This is a genomic window from Salinimicrobium sp. CAU 1759 (genome assembly GCF_054482715.1).
Genome location: NZ_JBTLRK010000001.1, coordinates 743,369 through 758,769, shown reverse-complemented (window position 1 = coordinate 758,769; position 15,401 = coordinate 743,369). Strand labels below are relative to the sequence as shown.

The following is a 15,401-nucleotide window of genomic DNA, read 5'->3' as shown; positions in this document are numbered from 1 at the left end:
AGGCTCAACCATTATTTGCAATGAATTGCCTCCGGCTTCAGCCGGAGGTTATAAAATTCTTTTCATGAGCTTTAGCTCAAAGTTCACTCCTCAACAGAGCTCCGGAGGAGCGGCATAAATTCATAATAATCAAACAAAGACCATCAAAAATTATTGTTTTTCAATAATTAAATTATATTTGTTATCGACAAACAATAACTATTTACTCAATGAGGCCACCTATAATTCTAAAAACTATTCTGGACATTTTGTTCCTTTTTGTGATCTTCGGAACTGTCATTTTTATAATTCTCGTAGGAATCTTTATGATGAATTCCGAGGGATCTATTCCGTTTCGGGTAAATGACAACTTAATAGCTTCATTAAACGCAGAAGCCTACACAGTGCTGGCTTTTGTCCTGGTGAGCCGGATTATTTTCATTTATACTGTTTATAAGTTCAAATATTTAGTTCGTTTATTTTTTAAAGGAAAATTTCTTAATGTGGAGCAGGTGAAATTAACCAAAATTATTGGTCAGCTAATAATCGTAGTAGCCCTTCTAGATACTGTTCCAGGAGTTATATATCAAACATTTTTTGAGCAAAGCCCGCGACAAGTAAATTATGGTCTTGCAAGCGTGGATTCCTTTTGGTTCATAATAGCAATAGGCCTCTTCTTCATGTTCCTGAGCAAAATTTTTGAGAATGCAAGAATAATGAAGGAGGAAAACGAATTAACAATATAGAAGCTATGTCCATTGTTATAAATCTCGATCTCATGCTTGAAAAACGGAATATGAAAAGCAATGAGTTGGCCGAAAAGATAGGAATAACGACTGCGAATCTCTCAATTCTAAAGACAGGGAAGGCCAAGGCGGTGCGATTTTCAACCCTTGAGGCAATCTGCAGGGAACTGGATTGCCAACCCGGCGATATTTTAGAATTTAAAAAGGATTAGCTTAAAGCAAGATTGTCGCTCTTATGGGCTTTAGCCCTACCTTCTATGCTCAAGCTCATCCCATCGATCAGAGAGCTTCCGAGGAACGACATATATTTTCCTAGCACCCAAAAGCAAAAAACCTGTTGCTCTCGCAACAGGTTTTAGTTTTATCTATTTCCTTCAGCTTAGTCGGCCAGAACGATAACTTTATTGTCTTTCATTTCGACTACTCCCCCATCAACAGGCAGAATAAGGATCTTACTGTCGGCTGCATCTCTTTTGAAACTCTTGGCAAGATCTTCTGAACTCACGGGATGAGAGTGTGTAAAGACCTTGATCTCTCCTTTGGTAAGCACCGAAACTATGGGAGCGTGATTGTTCAACATCTGGAACTGCCCCTCAACACCCGGGACACTGACAGAATCAACTTCTGCGCTTAGCAAAACGGCTTCAGGAGTAACTATTTCTAAATACATATTTTCTCAGTTTGCAGTAGGCAGTCAAGAGTTGGCAGTAACTGCGCACTGCCAACTAATTACTGTTTTACTTTTTTATGCTTCAGCTAACATTTTCTCACCGGCCTCGATAGCTTCTTCAATGGTTCCTTTAAGGTTAAAGGCAGCTTCCGGAAGGTGATCAAGTTCACCATCCATGATCATGTTAAATCCTTTGATGGTGTCTTTAATGTCTACAAGTACTCCTTTAAGACCTGTAAACTGCTCGGCTACGTGGAACGGCTGAGAAAGGAAACGCTGTACCCTTCTGGCGCGTGACACAGCCAGTTTATCTTCTTCAGAAAGTTCTTCCATACCAAGGATGGCGATGATATCCTGAAGTTCTTTATATCTCTGTAGTAACTCTTTTACTCTTTGTGCACAGTTGTAGTGATCTGCACCAAGAATATCAGCAGTAAGAATACGCGAAGTAGAATCTAGTGGATCTACCGCAGGATAAATACCAAGCTCAGCGATCTTACGTGAAAGTACTGTTGTTGCATCAAGGTGGGCAAAAGTCGTAGCAGGCGCAGGGTCTGTCAAGTCATCTGCAGGTACGTAAACCGCCTGTACAGATGTAATAGATCCATTCTTGGTAGAAGTAATACGCTCCTGCATCGCACCCATCTCTGTTGCAAGTGTAGGCTGGTAACCTACCGCAGACGGCATACGTCCAAGAAGTGCAGATACCTCAGAACCTGCCTGCGTGAATCGGAAAATGTTATCGATAAAGAAAAGTACATCTTTCCCCTGTCCTTCTCCGGCTCCATCACGGAAGTACTCAGCAATAGTAAGTCCCGAAAGGGCAACACGCGCACGTGCTCCGGGAGGTTCGTTCATCTGTCCAAAAACGAAAGTTGCTTTGGAATCAAGAAGTGCATTTTTATCCACTTTTTGAAGATCCCATCCGCCTTCTTCCATAGAATGCATGAAGTCTTCTCCATAACGGATAATTCCAGACTCAAGCATCTCTCTTAAAAGGTCATTTCCTTCTCTCGTTCTTTCACCAACACCGGCGAATACAGAAAGACCACCGTGACCTTTTGCAATGTTGTTGATCAATTCCTGGATCAATACGGTTTTACCAACTCCGGCACCACCAAAAAGACCAATTTTACCCCCTTTTGCATAAGGTTCAATAAGGTCAATTACTTTGATCCCTGTAAAAAGTACTTCGGTAGAAACAGATAAATCCTCAAATTTAGGAGCTTCTCTGTGGATTGGAAGACCATTTTCAAGAGCCTTTGGAAGATTTCCAAGACCATCGATTGAATCTCCTACCACGTTGAACAAACGACCAAAAACCTCTTTTCCAATAGGCATCTGGATAGGAGCTCCAGTTGCAAGCACCTCAACTCCGCGGCTCAACCCATCGGTAGAATCCATGGAAACTGTTCTTACTGTGTCTTCTCCAATGTGAGATTGAACCTCAAGAACTAATATTGATCCATCTTTCCTGGTAATCTCAAGTGAATCGTAAATTCTTGGCAATTCAGCATTCTCTGAGTCGAACTTTACGTCAACAACAGGACCGATAACCTGTGCAACTTTACCTGTAACTTTAGACATTATCTATTCCTTTAATATTGTGATTTTATAAATACCTAAAAAAGAACCAGTAACAACTTTTATAAAATGATAAAAAGCTACCGCCTTTTTCAGGCTGCAAAGATAGTTTTTTTGTATAAAAGTCTATAGGAGAAATAATAACTTTTTCAGCAAAGCTTCTTCGAAAAAAGCTGAGTACTAAATTACCTCTCAAAAATGTCATTTTTAAGACTTGTTTAAAAAGAAAAAGTCCGCAACAAAGGCGGACTTTTCTCAAATATCTGAATAATATTTATTCTACTGTAACCGATTTGGCCAGGTTCCTTGGCTGGTCAACATTCTTGCCAAGCATTACTGCTATGTGGTAAGAAAGTAACTGTAAAGGAATAGTGGTCAAAAGCGGAGTAAGGGATTCGATAGTATCGGGTACCTCGATCACATAATCTGCAAGATCTCTTACACTGGTATCGCCTTCGGTAACAATTCCTATGATCTTCCCTTGCCTGGACTTGATCTCCTGAATATTGCTCACTACTTTTTCGTAGTGTCCTTTTCTGGTAGCAATTACCACAACAGGCATCTCTTCATCGATAAGTGCAATTGGCCCGTGCTTCATTTCGGCAGCAGGATATCCTTCTGCATGGATATAAGAGATCTCCTTGAGTTTAAGAGCTCCTTCCAAAGCAACAGGGAAGTTGAATCCGCGGCCAAGGTACAAGCAGTTACGTGCATCCTTATACTTAAATGCAACTTCTTTGATATGTTCGTTTGCTTCCAATGCAACTTCAATCTTCTGCGGAATTGTCTCCAGTTCCTGCAGGTGCATATGAAAATCTGTGTTGGAGATACTTCCTTTTGCCTTAGCGAGTTTCAAGGCAATTAAGGTAAGCACCGTGATCTGGGTAGTAAATGCTTTTGTCGATGCCACACCAATTTCTGGTCCGGCGTGAGTATAGGCTCCTGCATTGGTCTCTCTTGAGATAGAAGATCCAACCACATTACAAACTCCAAATACGAATGCTCCTTTTTCTTTGGCAAGCTTAATAGCCGCCATGGTATCGGCTGTTTCTCCACTTTGGGAAATAGCGATCACAATATCATCTGAATTAATAATAGGATTCCTGTAGCGGAATTCTGAAGCATATTCAACCTCAACAGGGATACGCGCCAGGTCCTCAAAAATGTATTCGGCAACAAGTCCTGCATGCCATGAAGTTCCGCAGGCTACGATAACGATCCTCTTTGCATTTAGAAAACGCTCCAGGTTATCGTCAATTCCAGCCATCCTGATGATACCTTCTTCAGCATTTAACCTTCCGCGGTAAGTATCCTTTATAGCGCTGGGTTGCTCATAGATCTCCTTCAGCATAAAGTGATCGAAGCTATTCTTCTCGATCTGCTCAAGGTTGAGTTGTAATTCCTGGATATAGGGATCAACAAGACTATCATCTTTGATCTTTCTAACCTTCACTCCTTTATCTCTTCGCACCACTGCCATTTCACCATCTTCCAGGTAAATTGCATTGTTAGTAAATTCAATAAAAGGTGAAGCATCTGAAGCGATAAAATATTCTTCCTCACCAACTCCAATAGCAAGAGGACTACCTAAGCGGGCAACCACTATTTCGTTTGGCTTGGTCTTATCAAAAACAGCAATAGCGTAAGCCCCTACAGTTTGATTAAGGGCTATCTGTACTGCTTTTCCAAGCTTTACATCTTCCTTTTTAATTACATCTTCAATAAGATTTACCAGTACTTCGGTATCGGTGTCAGATTCAAACTTGTATCCACGTTTGGTCAATTCCTTTTTAAGGCTTTCATAGTTTTCGATGATCCCGTTGTGGATGATCACTAAATTGCCTGAATTGGAAATATGAGGGTGTGAATTCACATCATTTGGCACCCCATGGGTAGCCCATCTGGTATGACCCATGCCCAAAGTCCCGGAAGTATCTTCTTCACTCTCTATCTTCGCCTTTAGATCGGCGACCTTGCCCTTAGTCTTACTAACTTTGAGCTCCTTATCATCATACAGTGCTATACCTGCACTGTCATATCCTCTGTATTCCAGTCTCTGAAGACCCTTCAATACAATTGGGTAGGCCTCTCTATGGCCAATATACCCTACAATTCCACACATACTCTAATTCTTTGGTTCTGTATAATAAATCTTAAGCTTAAGGCGCTTATCCTCATCTTCTGCATTTGGGCCGTAAAGCACGGTAGCTTCCGGAGTGAGCAAAGCCCCACCCGGCACTCTCTGCACCTCTGGGTCAGCCGAAGGAAGCACCCGGTAAGTCGAGATCAGGTTGACATTTTGAGTAACTACCAATCCTAATTTTACATTGGTAGAATCCCTGTTTAGAAGTTCATCAATATGGTTTGTTACTCTAATTTTATATTTAACTCCATTCCCGTTCTCATCCCTTGTCAATGGCTGCAAGTGCAGACGGTTGGAGGCCGAATTAGTAGAGTTTGGCTGCCCCACGACATCAAGAATATAATCGGCTAAAATGGAATTGTTGTTAAGGTCGTACAGGTAAAGTCTTTCAGCTTCATTGAGGTTTGTACCAGTGGTATAATCCCTGTTGACAAAGAATTCCAGATTTGCCTCATTGATTAGCCAATCATTATCCCGTAGAAATTCAAGTTCATCTGAGATCCCATCATTATCTGCATCGGGACCCGAAAACAGCTCAATAACTGCCATGGAGCCTTCGCCACCTTTAAGAAAAAGATTCTCTCCATCGAACTGCGGCACTTCCTGTTCAAAAGTATTAACTCTTACCCCTCCAAATTTTAATGTATAAGATCTTCTCACTTCAATTAGCTCCTCGAAGTCGTCGTCATCGTCAATATCTGTCGCATCTACAACTCTTGTTTTATAATATATGGTGATCCCGGCATCGGAGTGTAGAAGGTTAAGCAACATCATTGTGCCTCCCGAGTTCACCTCATCTGCTTTTAAATAAAGTCCTCTAAAGTAATTCTTAAAATTCGTTTGATTCAACAAGGAGGATGTCCCCGCTTTATCGAGAATTTTATTCTGGAAAAAGCTGTTGCTAAGCTTCAATCTTAAAGCAGGTGCCATGGTAACCGTATCGGTCACTCCTGAACCATCTACCACATATTCTGTTCTTTCATTAGCTGAAGGCTCAAAACTTTCGTTTTCATAAAGCACATCAGGATTGATGTTGCTCATGATCTGAGGTTCCAGATTTGAGTAGTAACGCTGTGCCTGCTCAAAATTCGTTTCTGGGTCGAGACTATTGAGAAAATAATTCGATTCATAAACAGACAACTTAATGGGAGAGTTTCCATAGATAGAATCAAGTGCATAAACCACCTCATCATCCTCAAGTACCTCATGAGAAAAATAAGGTATGGCAAGTACAACACTGTCCACCACCGGCTCAGTCCCGAAAGAAGGATTTTCTGAGGTAAGGAGAAGATTTGACAAAACACTAGCCTCCTGTGTCCCGAACACCTCATCCCTGTATACCCCAAGTAAATTAAGAGGCAGATTATTGGTTTGCACTGCCGGTAAATCATAGGAATGTGCAGAAATCATAGCGTCATCATAGAGATCGGCATTAAATCCCGGCTCACCAATTACACTACTTCCCACTGTTGCAAAGTCGTCTTCACAAGCTATAAAAGAAATAACAACAGCTACAACTGTTGTTATTTTCAACATCGTATTCTTTAAATTCATTCGAATTTTTTCTAATTATGACAGTACCTGCGTGGTATAGAATTCCTGATAAGCCTGGGCAAATTCTTCCCGGGTCTTATAGTCTAAAACAGGCTTGGCAAGTTTACTCAAATATTTTTTAAGTTCATCAGGAATATTATCTCCTGCTATTACAACAGCATCAGAATTATCTACAGCTGTTTTCATAAGATTTACGTAAGAAGGCTTTTTCAAATGCTTCACCTGTTCATTCTCAAGGCCGTCGAATAAAACCTTTTTATGCATGTCATTATCTAACGTGCCTTCAAAGTCCTGATTGTATACAGAGGTCACAATTTTGGCCTCGCTAAACAATGGCTCATTTCCATAATAATTACGCAGATACAATGGAAGTAAAGAAGACAACCATCCATTCACATGAATAATATCAGGGGACCAATTAAGTTTTTTCACAGTTTCTATAACGCCTTTGGCAAAGAATATTGCTCTTTCGTCATTATCGGGAAAAAGATTCCCTTCTTCATCGGTTAGAGTTGCTTTTCTCTTGAAGTAATCTTCGTTGTCGATAAAATAGACCTGCATTCTCTCCTTTGGAATAGATGCCACTTTAATAATAAGAGGCATATCCAGGTCATTGATGACCAGGTTCATACCAGAGAGTCTTATCACCTCATGAAGCTGATGTCTTCTCTCATTGATATTTCCAAAACGCGGCATGAAAATGCGTATTTGACCTCCCTGGTTGTTAACCATTCTAGGAGCTTCAAAAGACATAGATGAAATTTCGGTTTCGGGCAAGTAGGGAATAACTTCAGATGATACGTACAATATCCTCTTATCTTTCATAGGATCACTTTAATGCTGTTGTGAAATAAAAACACGCAAAAATACAAAATTTTATGCAGATTGCCAGTATTATATTAAGTTTGCAAGCCGTAAATTTCGGAATAAGATGCAGATTTTTAAGGAGAAGGAAGCTCTAAAAAAGCAGGTCAAGGCTTTAAAAAATGACCGAAAAAGCATAGGTTTCGTTCCCACCATGGGAGCATTGCATGAAGGACACCTCTCTCTTATAGACCAGGCCCTCAAAACCTGTGATAGAGTAGTGGTGAGCATCTTTGTTAACCCAACACAGTTCGACAATCCTGAAGATCTGGACAAGTACCCCCGCACCCTGGAGAAGGATGTAGAGCACATTAAAAAGCTCAGTGAGGAGGTCATTATATTTTCTCCTCCGGCTTCTGAAATGTATGGCAATAGCGTAACTTCAGAAGAATTCTCATTCGACGGACTGGAACACCAAATGGAAGGTAAATTCCGGAAAGGCCATTTTAACGGAGTAGGAACCATTGTCAAGAAACTGTTTGAAATGGTAGAGCCCGATAAAGCCTTTTTTGGAGAGAAAGATTACCAGCAACTACAGATAATCAAGAAGCTTGTTGAAAAGCAGAACCTTAATGTAGAGGTAATTGGCTGTCCAATCCACAGGGAAGACAACGGCCTTGCCCGCAGTTCCCGAAATGAAAGGTTAACTCCTATAGAGCGACAAACTGCCGCGTTCATCTACCAGGTCCTTAGACAGGTAAAAGAAGATTTTGGCACAAAAAGTGCAAAAGAGATAAGCAACTGGGTTTCAGCTCAATTTGATTCCCAGCCTGCACTAGACCTGGAGTATTTTGAGATCGCAAATGCAGATAGTTTAGTAAGTATAGAAGAAGAGGATAAAATTCAGAAGTACCGCGCCTTCATAGCCGCTTATTCCGGCGACATAAGGTTAATTGACAATATAGCTTTAAATTAGCAGCATGCAAATTCACGTTGTAAAATCCAAGATCCACCGCGTAAAAGTAACAGGAGCAGACCTTAATTATATTGGCAGTATTACCATAGATGAAGATCTCATGGATGCAGCCAACATCATTGAAGGTGAAAAAGTGCAGATCGTGAACAACAATAATGGCGAAAGACTTGAGACTTACGCTATCCCAGGGCCTCGTAACAGCGGTGAGATCACTCTTAATGGTGCAGCTGCCCGTAAGGTGGCAAAAGGAGATATTTTGATCCTCATTACCTATGCGATCATGGATATAGAAGAGGCTAAAGAATTTAAGCCCTCCCTGGTATTTCCAAACGAAGAAACCAATCTCCTCAGTTAGGCCTTGAAGAAAAAGCTCATAAAATTTTCCAGGACATTCCTCCCACTTTTGCTTGGAATATTTTTGATCTGGTATTCACTCAGCAGTGCTACTCCTGCCGAGCGTGAGGAATTGTGGAACAATATTAAACTCGCCGATCTAAAATGGGTTTATTTAAGTGTCTTTTTAGGGATACTTTCCCATCTTTCACGTGCATATCGCTGGAAATATTTACTTGAACCTTTAGGTTACAAACCACATCTTGCTAACAGTTTTATGGCTGTAATGGGAGGTTATCTCGCTAATCTTGGAGTACCTCGATCTGGTGAAGTTCTTCGGGGAGCGACTATTTCTACCTACGAAAAGATCCCTTTTGATAAAGCTTTTGGAACCATTGTTTCTGAAAGAATTGCAGACCTCGCTATGGTACTCATAATCACCACCTTTGGATTTCTTATCCAAACCGAAGGGCTTGTCAACTACTTCGAAGAGAATAATATCAACCCGTTCATTTCTATTGGAATATTTCTGGTCTTTATAATCTTTGGGGTATTTGTTCTCAACCTGGTGAGGAGATCCAATCACCCGTTTATGGTCAAAATTAAGGAGTTTGCCCGTGGTCTGCTCGAGGGGATGCGTAGCATTGTGAGGATGAAAAAGAAAAAAGAGTTCATCTTTCATACTCTTTTCATCTGGACCATGTATCTCTTGATGTTCTATGTGATCAAATTCGCAATTCCCGAAACAAACACTCTTTCCATAGCAGGATTTATGGCTGCCTTCATAGTCGGCACCTTTGCCATTACCACTACGAATGGCGGGATTGGAGTATATCCAATTGCTATGGGGGCAGTACTGTTACTTTTTGGGGTGAACCAACAGGCAGGAGAAGCCTTCGGCTGGATCATGTGGGGTTCCCAAACGCTTATGGTACTTATCCTTGGCGGACTTTCCTTCTTATTTCTTCCCATTTACAATCAAAAGAAATAAAATTTTATATTGCTTTAGGAAATAAACCTACTGCATATGAAGAAATTGTACTTTTTTGTCTTCCTTTTTTTAGGTGTCCAACTGAGTTTTGCACAAATCATTTACAAGACCATAAATTCTTCCAGACTGGGAAAAGAGCGGGAACTGAAAATTCAGCTGCCACGTAATTATGAAAAGAACTCAAAGAAGAAGTACCCGGTGATCATCGTGCTTGACGGGGACTATCTATTTGAACCAATGGCCGGAAATGTTGACTACTATTCATATTGGGACGAAATACCTGAAGCGATAGTCGTAGGCGTAAACCAGGTACAAACCAGGAATGATGACAGCACCTATGATCCACAACGCTTTTTGCCGGAAAAAAAAGGAGCCCAGTTTTTTGAATTTTTGGGTATTGAACTTTTGCCTTTTTTAGACAACACCTATCGCACTTCAAAATTTGTTGCAATTGCCGGGCATGATATTACCGCAAATTTTATCAACTACTATCTTTTTAAACCCAATCCTCTGTTCCACGCCTACATAAACCTAAGTCCCGATCTTGCTCCCGAAATGGGTAACAGGCTTGTGGAAACTCTTTCGATGTGTGAAACTCCCAAATGGTTTTATCTTGCTACAGGCTCGAATGATGTGCCGCAGCTTAAAAAGACCATCAGGGAATTAGACAAGCAACTCGCTCCTATAGAAAACAGCAACCTGCACTATAAGTTTGATGATATGGAGTCTGCCACGCATTATACGCTTATTGGAAATGCTTTACCCAGGGCATTAGAACACATTTTCGCATCCTACAAACCTATAGGTCTTAAAGAATATGATGAACTGGTGGTTATGGACGGTTCTTCTTTTGAATATCTCACGAAAAAATACGAGATCATCAATAATAACTTTGGTGTGGAAAAACTGGTTCGTATTAATGATTTTCTTGCGGTTGGAAAAGCCATTGAATATCGCGAAAAGTGGGATGACCTGGAAAGATTAGGAGAACTGGCACAGAAACAATACCCACACCTCACGCTTGGCAACTATTACCTGGCCCGTGCTTATGAGGCTAACGGACAACCTAAGAAAGCCATGAAAACTTACCAAAGTGCCTACGGAAAAGAAGAAGTAGCCTTCGTTACTATTGATTTTATGCTTGAAAAGGCAGACCTAATTAAACAAGATTTCGGTTATTAGCAGCTCAATTTGTAGCTTCTGAAAAATGGCAAAACCCAAGACCTTTTATTTTTGTCAAAATTGCGGTGCGCAGCACAGCAAATGGCAGGGACAGTGCAACTCCTGCCGTGAATGGAATACCCTTGTAGAGGAAGTAGTAGAAAAAACTGATAAAAAGTCCTGGAAGAGTGAAGCCTCTCCTGCTGCCCGAAAAGTAGCAAAACCTCTTCGTATTTCTGAAATTGAAGTTTCCAAAGAGGAAAGGCTAAAGACCAACAATCAGGAACTGGATCGGGTTTTGGGTGGCGGAATTGTTCCCGGATCCCTAATTCTACTGGGTGGCGAACCCGGAATTGGAAAAAGCACCCTGCTGCTTCAAATCTCCCTGAATTTTAACTTACGCACTTTGTATGTTTCAGGGGAAGAGAGTCAGCAACAGATAAAGATGCGCGCCCAGCGTATTAATCCTGATTCGGATAAATGTTACATTTTAACTGAAACAAAGACCCAGAATATTTTTCAGCAAATAGAGAAGCTGGAGCCCGAGATCGTCATCATCGACTCGATTCAAACCCTGCACAGTGATTACATTGAAAGCGGCCCCGGTAGTATCTCCCAGATAAGGGAATGTACAGCCGAGCTTATTAAATATGCAAAAGAAACAGCTATTCCCGTGATCCTAATAGGGCACATCACAAAAGAGGGAAGTATCGCGGGTCCAAAAATTATGGAACACATGGTAGATACTGTGCTTCAGTTCGAAGGTGATCGCAACCATGTCTACCGGATCCTAAGAGCTCATAAAAACCGTTTCGGTTCAACGAATGAACTGGGGATCTACGAAATGCAGGGCAACGGACTGCGGGAAGTGAGTAATCCATCAGAAATTTTGATCTCAAAGAACGAAGAAGATCTAAGCGGAACTGCAATTGCAGCCACCCTTGAAGGTATGCGCCCCTTAATGATCGAGATTCAGGCTTTGGTGAGTTCGGCGGTTTATGGCACTCCGCAGCGCTCGGCGACGGGATATAACGCCAAACGCCTTAATATGCTACTGGCTGTTCTGGAAAAGAGAGCCGGCTTTAGGCTGGGAGCAAAAGACGTCTTTCTAAACATCACAGGAGGAATTTCTGTAGATGATCCCGCACTGGACCTTGCTGTTGTAGCAGCTATTCTATCATCCAACGAAGATATCGCCATTCCAAAAGACATTTGTTTTGCTGCTGAAGTCGGATTGGCCGGTGAAGTTCGTCCAGTTACACGGGTGGAACAGCGAATTCTGGAGGCAGAAAAGCTTGGCTTTAGCAGTATTGTGGTATCTACACAAAACAAGTTTCCAAAGAACAACTTCGCTATCAAAGTCCAGAAAGTCTCGAAGATAGAAGATGTTGTTAGTTTCTTATTTGGATAATTCTTTAAAAATCTAAAAAAATGTCTTCTCAAAATGTCACTTTTGAAAAGCTTTCTTCCGAAGATCTTCAGGAGCTCAAGGAGATAAGCAGGAGCACCTTTACAGATGCCTTTGGAGCCGACAATAATCCCGAAGATCTGCAGCTTTACCTCCATACTGCTTTTGGGGAAGAGAACCTTCGGCGGGAACTTCTAAATCCTTTATCGGAATTTTACTTTGCAAAACTCGATAGAGAAACAGTAGGATATTTCAAGATTAATCTGGGAGATGCTCAGACCGATTTTCAGGAAGAAGACGCAATGGAACTGGAGAGGATCTATGTGACGAAAGATTTTCAGAACAAAAAGATCGGACAAAAGATGCTGGATGAGGTTATAGAAATGGCGATTCAGCGGAAGATGCGATATCTGTGGTTAGGTGTTTGGGAGAAGAATGCCCGGGCAATAGAATTTTATCTGAGAAATGGTTTTCAGCTCTCCGGATCGCACCCATACATGGTGGGGAAGGACCGACAGACCGATAAGATCATGAAGTTATTTTTTCGCTAGGATCATGATCCTAAAATGGCATTTTTGAGACTTCTTGATTCATAAGAAAAGGGAGAATTTTCACTCTCCCTTTTTTAAGCTTTTATCAAGCCTAAAATAATTTATTCCTGGTGGTTCTATCTGTGTTGCGCAGCAACCTCATCGGTATCCTTCCGGTATTTAAGCATGGAAATACCCGCAATAAAGAAGATGAACCCAAGAATGGCCAAAGCCCAGGGATTCAACATTAAGGCAAGGCTGCCAAAAACGCCTAACACACCCATTACTAATGCAATTGCTCCACCAACTAACATTATAATTGCTAAGATCTTGATCATAACTTTAGATTTTAGTTTGGTTATTAAAATTAGAGAATTAGGCTACACCGGCTTTTAAATTAACACTTTTTAAAGTGAAAATTTAGTGAAAACATCCATATTTTATCATTTGAGTATTGATGAACAAAATCTCTTGCTTCCCAGCAATATCTATTGTACATTTTTATGAGCCATTAGAAGACTACCGTGGAGTGCAAAATCCTCTACGTTTGTAAAGCTCCTATTTCTAAGCATCGGGTCTCAGAAAAAATATCTTATTATCTTTTGAATACAGGAACTACAGGAAGAGACTAAGGATGGTATTATGCGAGGCTGAGGGATGAGAATTTCTTCACCCACAAAAGCCTCGCCGATCCCATAAAGTTTTCTTATTCGAATTCCGGTTCTTCCAGAAGTCGGCTTATCTCATCCAGTTTTGGAGTGAGAATAACTTCGATCCTGCGGTTCTTTGCACGACCTTCGGTAGTTTCATTGGAAGCAACAGGAGCGAATTCTCCCCTGCCGGCAGCCGTTAGGTTCTGCGGATCGATCCCCGGATTTTCCTTTAGTAAATGAACAATTGCAGTAGCTCTTTTGGTAGAGAGATCCCAGTTATCGGTAAGTTGACCGCTTCCGTTGTAAGGAACATTATCTGTATGTCCTTCAATGAGTACGGCGATGTCGGGATTCTCTGCCAGGACAGATGCCAGTTGCTGCACTGCTCTTTTCCCTTCTGCCCCTACTGCCCAACTTCCGGAGTTAAAAAGAAGTTTGTTCTCCATAGAAACATAGACTTTTCCTTCACGCTGCTCTACTGTTAAACCTTTACCTTCAAAATTCACAAGGGCCTTGGAAATGGCATTTTTAAGAGCATTCATTTTTGCATCTTTTGCGGCGATCATGCTCTCGAGTTCATCTACCCTTTTTGACCGGGCAGCGAGATCCTGCTGAAGTTTTTCAAGACGTTCCTTTTCGATCAACAAGGCTTTTTCTTTGGCGTCAAGTTCAGCCAACAGTTCCCTATTCCTCTTCGAATTTTCGGCCAAAGCAGAAGAGCTGTTTGCTTCGAGAGCATCATATGAAGTTTTTAACTTATCATAGCTCGCTTTGGTCGTAGCATATTCTTCCTGAAGACGGTCCCTTTCGCCCCTGGTTCTTTCATATTCGGCTTTTAGAGCTGAAAGTTCAGCTTCATTTTGACGATTCCGGGTTTCCAGGCTTTCAAACTCCCGGGAGAGCTCCCGATTATCTTCCTGCAGTTGAGCATGCCGGCTTTCGAGATCTTTATAAACTTTTGAAGAAACACATGAAGTAAGCAGGATAGAGCTGCTCAAAAAAGCTAAAAAAAGGTGACGTTTCATAAATGTGGTTAAAATTGAGTTAGGATATTTCGAGGAGAACGGGACAATGGTCACTATGTTGTGCTTCGGGCAAAATAAGTGCTCTTTCTATCCTGTCACGCAATGGCTCACTCACCATGTGGTAATCGATCCTCCAGCCTTTATTGTTTCCACGGGCTCCTGCACGGTAGCTCCACCAGGAATAATTATGAGGCTCAGAGTTAAGATGGCGAAAGGAATCTATAAACCCGCTTTTGAGGAAGTTTCCGATCCATTCCCTTTCCACAGGTAGAAATCCGGAGGTGTTTTTAAGTCTCACAGGATCATGAATATCTATCTCTTCATGGCAAATGTTGTAATCCCCGCAAATAATCAGGTGGGGGATATCCTGCTTTAGTTCATCTACATATTTCTGAAAATCGGCCATGTATTGAAGTTTGTGATCCAGCCGGGCGATATTGGTTCCTGAAGGCAGATACATGCTCATTACCGAAAAATCGTCAAAATCTGCCCTGATGTTCCGTCCTTCAAAATCCATGTAGTCTATTCCGGTTCCAAAAACCACATTTTTAGGCTCTACTTTGCTTAAGATGGCTACACCACTATAGCCTTTCTTGACAGCCGGAAACCAGGAATTGTATTTATACCCAAGATCTTCAAAAGGTTCCTGATCAAATTGTTCGGGGGTTGCTTTTATTTCCTGAAGGCAAACAACATCGGCATTTGTATTTTCCAGCCACTCGATAAAGCCTTTTCTAATTGCTGCTCTTATTCCGTTAACATTATAGGAGATGATCTTCATGCTTCTGATTTTATTACTGCTCAAAAATAGCATTTTTGGCAGGCCTTTCAGAAGGATTGAAGT

16 protein-coding genes are annotated in these 15,401 nt (G+C 41.3%); 8 read left to right on the top strand and 8 right to left on the bottom strand.

Annotation, left to right across the window (positions count from 1 at the left end):
- Positions 1–209 precede the first annotated feature (209 nt).
- Both ACXYMT_RS03475 and ACXYMT_RS03470 read left to right on the top strand, forming a co-directional pair.
- Positions 210–725, top strand: coding sequence for a DUF2975 domain-containing protein (locus ACXYMT_RS03475; RefSeq protein WP_459057696.1), 516 nt, complete (start codon positions 210–212; stop codon positions 723–725).
- A 5-nt stretch (positions 726–730) separates the two neighbouring features.
- Positions 731–937, top strand: coding sequence for a helix-turn-helix domain-containing protein (locus ACXYMT_RS03470; protein WP_459057695.1), 207 nt, complete (start codon positions 731–733; stop codon positions 935–937).
- A gap of 167 nt (positions 938–1,104) precedes the next feature.
- Here ACXYMT_RS03470 and ACXYMT_RS03465 read toward each other — a convergent pair whose 3' ends face one another.
- The 5 genes from ACXYMT_RS03465 to ACXYMT_RS03445 form a co-directional block, all read right to left on the bottom strand.
- Complete coding sequence (locus ACXYMT_RS03465) at positions 1,105–1,395, bottom strand: FoF1 ATP synthase subunit delta/epsilon (protein WP_459057694.1); 291 nt, start codon at positions 1,393–1,395, stop codon at positions 1,105–1,107.
- 75 nt (positions 1,396–1,470) lie between these two features.
- Positions 1,471–2,982: a F0F1 ATP synthase subunit beta gene (atpD, locus tag ACXYMT_RS03460; protein ID WP_459057693.1), complete on the bottom strand. Its 1,512-nt coding sequence runs from the start codon at positions 2,980–2,982 to the stop codon at positions 1,471–1,473.
- A gap of 271 nt (positions 2,983–3,253) precedes the next feature.
- Positions 3,254–5,101, bottom strand: coding sequence for a glutamine--fructose-6-phosphate transaminase (isomerizing) (glmS, locus tag ACXYMT_RS03455; protein WP_459057692.1), 1,848 nt, complete (start codon positions 5,099–5,101; stop codon positions 3,254–3,256).
- A 3-nt stretch (positions 5,102–5,104) separates the two neighbouring features.
- The gene (locus tag ACXYMT_RS03450) at positions 5,105–6,676 is read right to left on the bottom strand and encodes a DUF4270 domain-containing protein (RefSeq protein ID WP_459057691.1); all 1,572 of its coding nucleotides are present in this window, start codon (positions 6,674–6,676) and stop codon (positions 5,105–5,107) included.
- A gap of 15 nt (positions 6,677–6,691) precedes the next feature.
- Positions 6,692–7,501, bottom strand: coding sequence for a glycogen/starch synthase (locus tag ACXYMT_RS03445; protein ID WP_459057690.1), 810 nt, complete (start codon positions 7,499–7,501; stop codon positions 6,692–6,694).
- Between the two features lie 106 nt (positions 7,502–7,607).
- Here ACXYMT_RS03445 and panC point away from each other — a divergent pair, with 106 nt between their 5' ends.
- From panC to ACXYMT_RS03415, 6 genes are read left to right on the top strand one after another with little or no spacing between them, the layout of a single operon-like run.
- The gene (gene panC, locus ACXYMT_RS03440; RefSeq protein WP_459057689.1) at positions 7,608–8,456 is read left to right on the top strand and encodes a pantoate--beta-alanine ligase; all 849 of its coding nucleotides are present in this window, start codon (positions 7,608–7,610) and stop codon (positions 8,454–8,456) included.
- Between the two features lie 4 nt (positions 8,457–8,460).
- Positions 8,461–8,811: an aspartate 1-decarboxylase gene (panD, locus tag ACXYMT_RS03435; RefSeq protein WP_459057688.1), complete on the top strand. Its 351-nt coding sequence runs from the start codon at positions 8,461–8,463 to the stop codon at positions 8,809–8,811.
- 3 nt (positions 8,812–8,814) lie between these two features.
- Positions 8,815–9,780: a lysylphosphatidylglycerol synthase transmembrane domain-containing protein gene (locus ACXYMT_RS03430; RefSeq protein ID WP_459057687.1), complete on the top strand. Its 966-nt coding sequence runs from the start codon at positions 8,815–8,817 to the stop codon at positions 9,778–9,780.
- 36 nt (positions 9,781–9,816) lie between these two features.
- A complete protein-coding gene (locus ACXYMT_RS03425; protein WP_459057686.1) occupies positions 9,817–10,962 on the top strand; it encodes an alpha/beta hydrolase in 1,146 nt (381 codons plus the stop codon).
- 25 nt (positions 10,963–10,987) lie between these two features.
- Positions 10,988–12,352, top strand: coding sequence for a DNA repair protein RadA (radA, locus tag ACXYMT_RS03420; RefSeq protein WP_459057685.1), 1,365 nt, complete (start codon positions 10,988–10,990; stop codon positions 12,350–12,352).
- Between the two features lie 20 nt (positions 12,353–12,372).
- Positions 12,373–12,900: a GNAT family N-acetyltransferase gene (locus ACXYMT_RS03415; protein WP_459057684.1), complete on the top strand. Its 528-nt coding sequence runs from the start codon at positions 12,373–12,375 to the stop codon at positions 12,898–12,900.
- Positions 12,901–13,016: 116 nt separating this feature from the next.
- Here ACXYMT_RS03415 and ACXYMT_RS03410 read toward each other — a convergent pair whose 3' ends face one another.
- The 3 genes from ACXYMT_RS03410 to ACXYMT_RS03400 all read right to left on the bottom strand — a co-directional run bounded on the left by ACXYMT_RS03410 (position 13,017) and on the right by ACXYMT_RS03400 (position 15,338).
- Positions 13,017–13,217, bottom strand: coding sequence for a hypothetical protein (locus ACXYMT_RS03410; RefSeq protein WP_459057683.1), 201 nt, complete (start codon positions 13,215–13,217; stop codon positions 13,017–13,019).
- Positions 13,218–13,585: 368 nt separating this feature from the next.
- Positions 13,586–14,557 (bottom strand): OmpA family protein, encoded by a 972-nt coding sequence (locus ACXYMT_RS03405; RefSeq protein ID WP_459057682.1) that lies wholly within the window; start codon positions 14,555–14,557, stop codon positions 13,586–13,588.
- Positions 14,558–14,576: 19 nt separating this feature from the next.
- Complete coding sequence (locus ACXYMT_RS03400; protein ID WP_459057681.1) at positions 14,577–15,338, bottom strand: exodeoxyribonuclease III; 762 nt, start codon at positions 15,336–15,338, stop codon at positions 14,577–14,579.
- Positions 15,339–15,401: the final 63 nt, after the last annotated feature.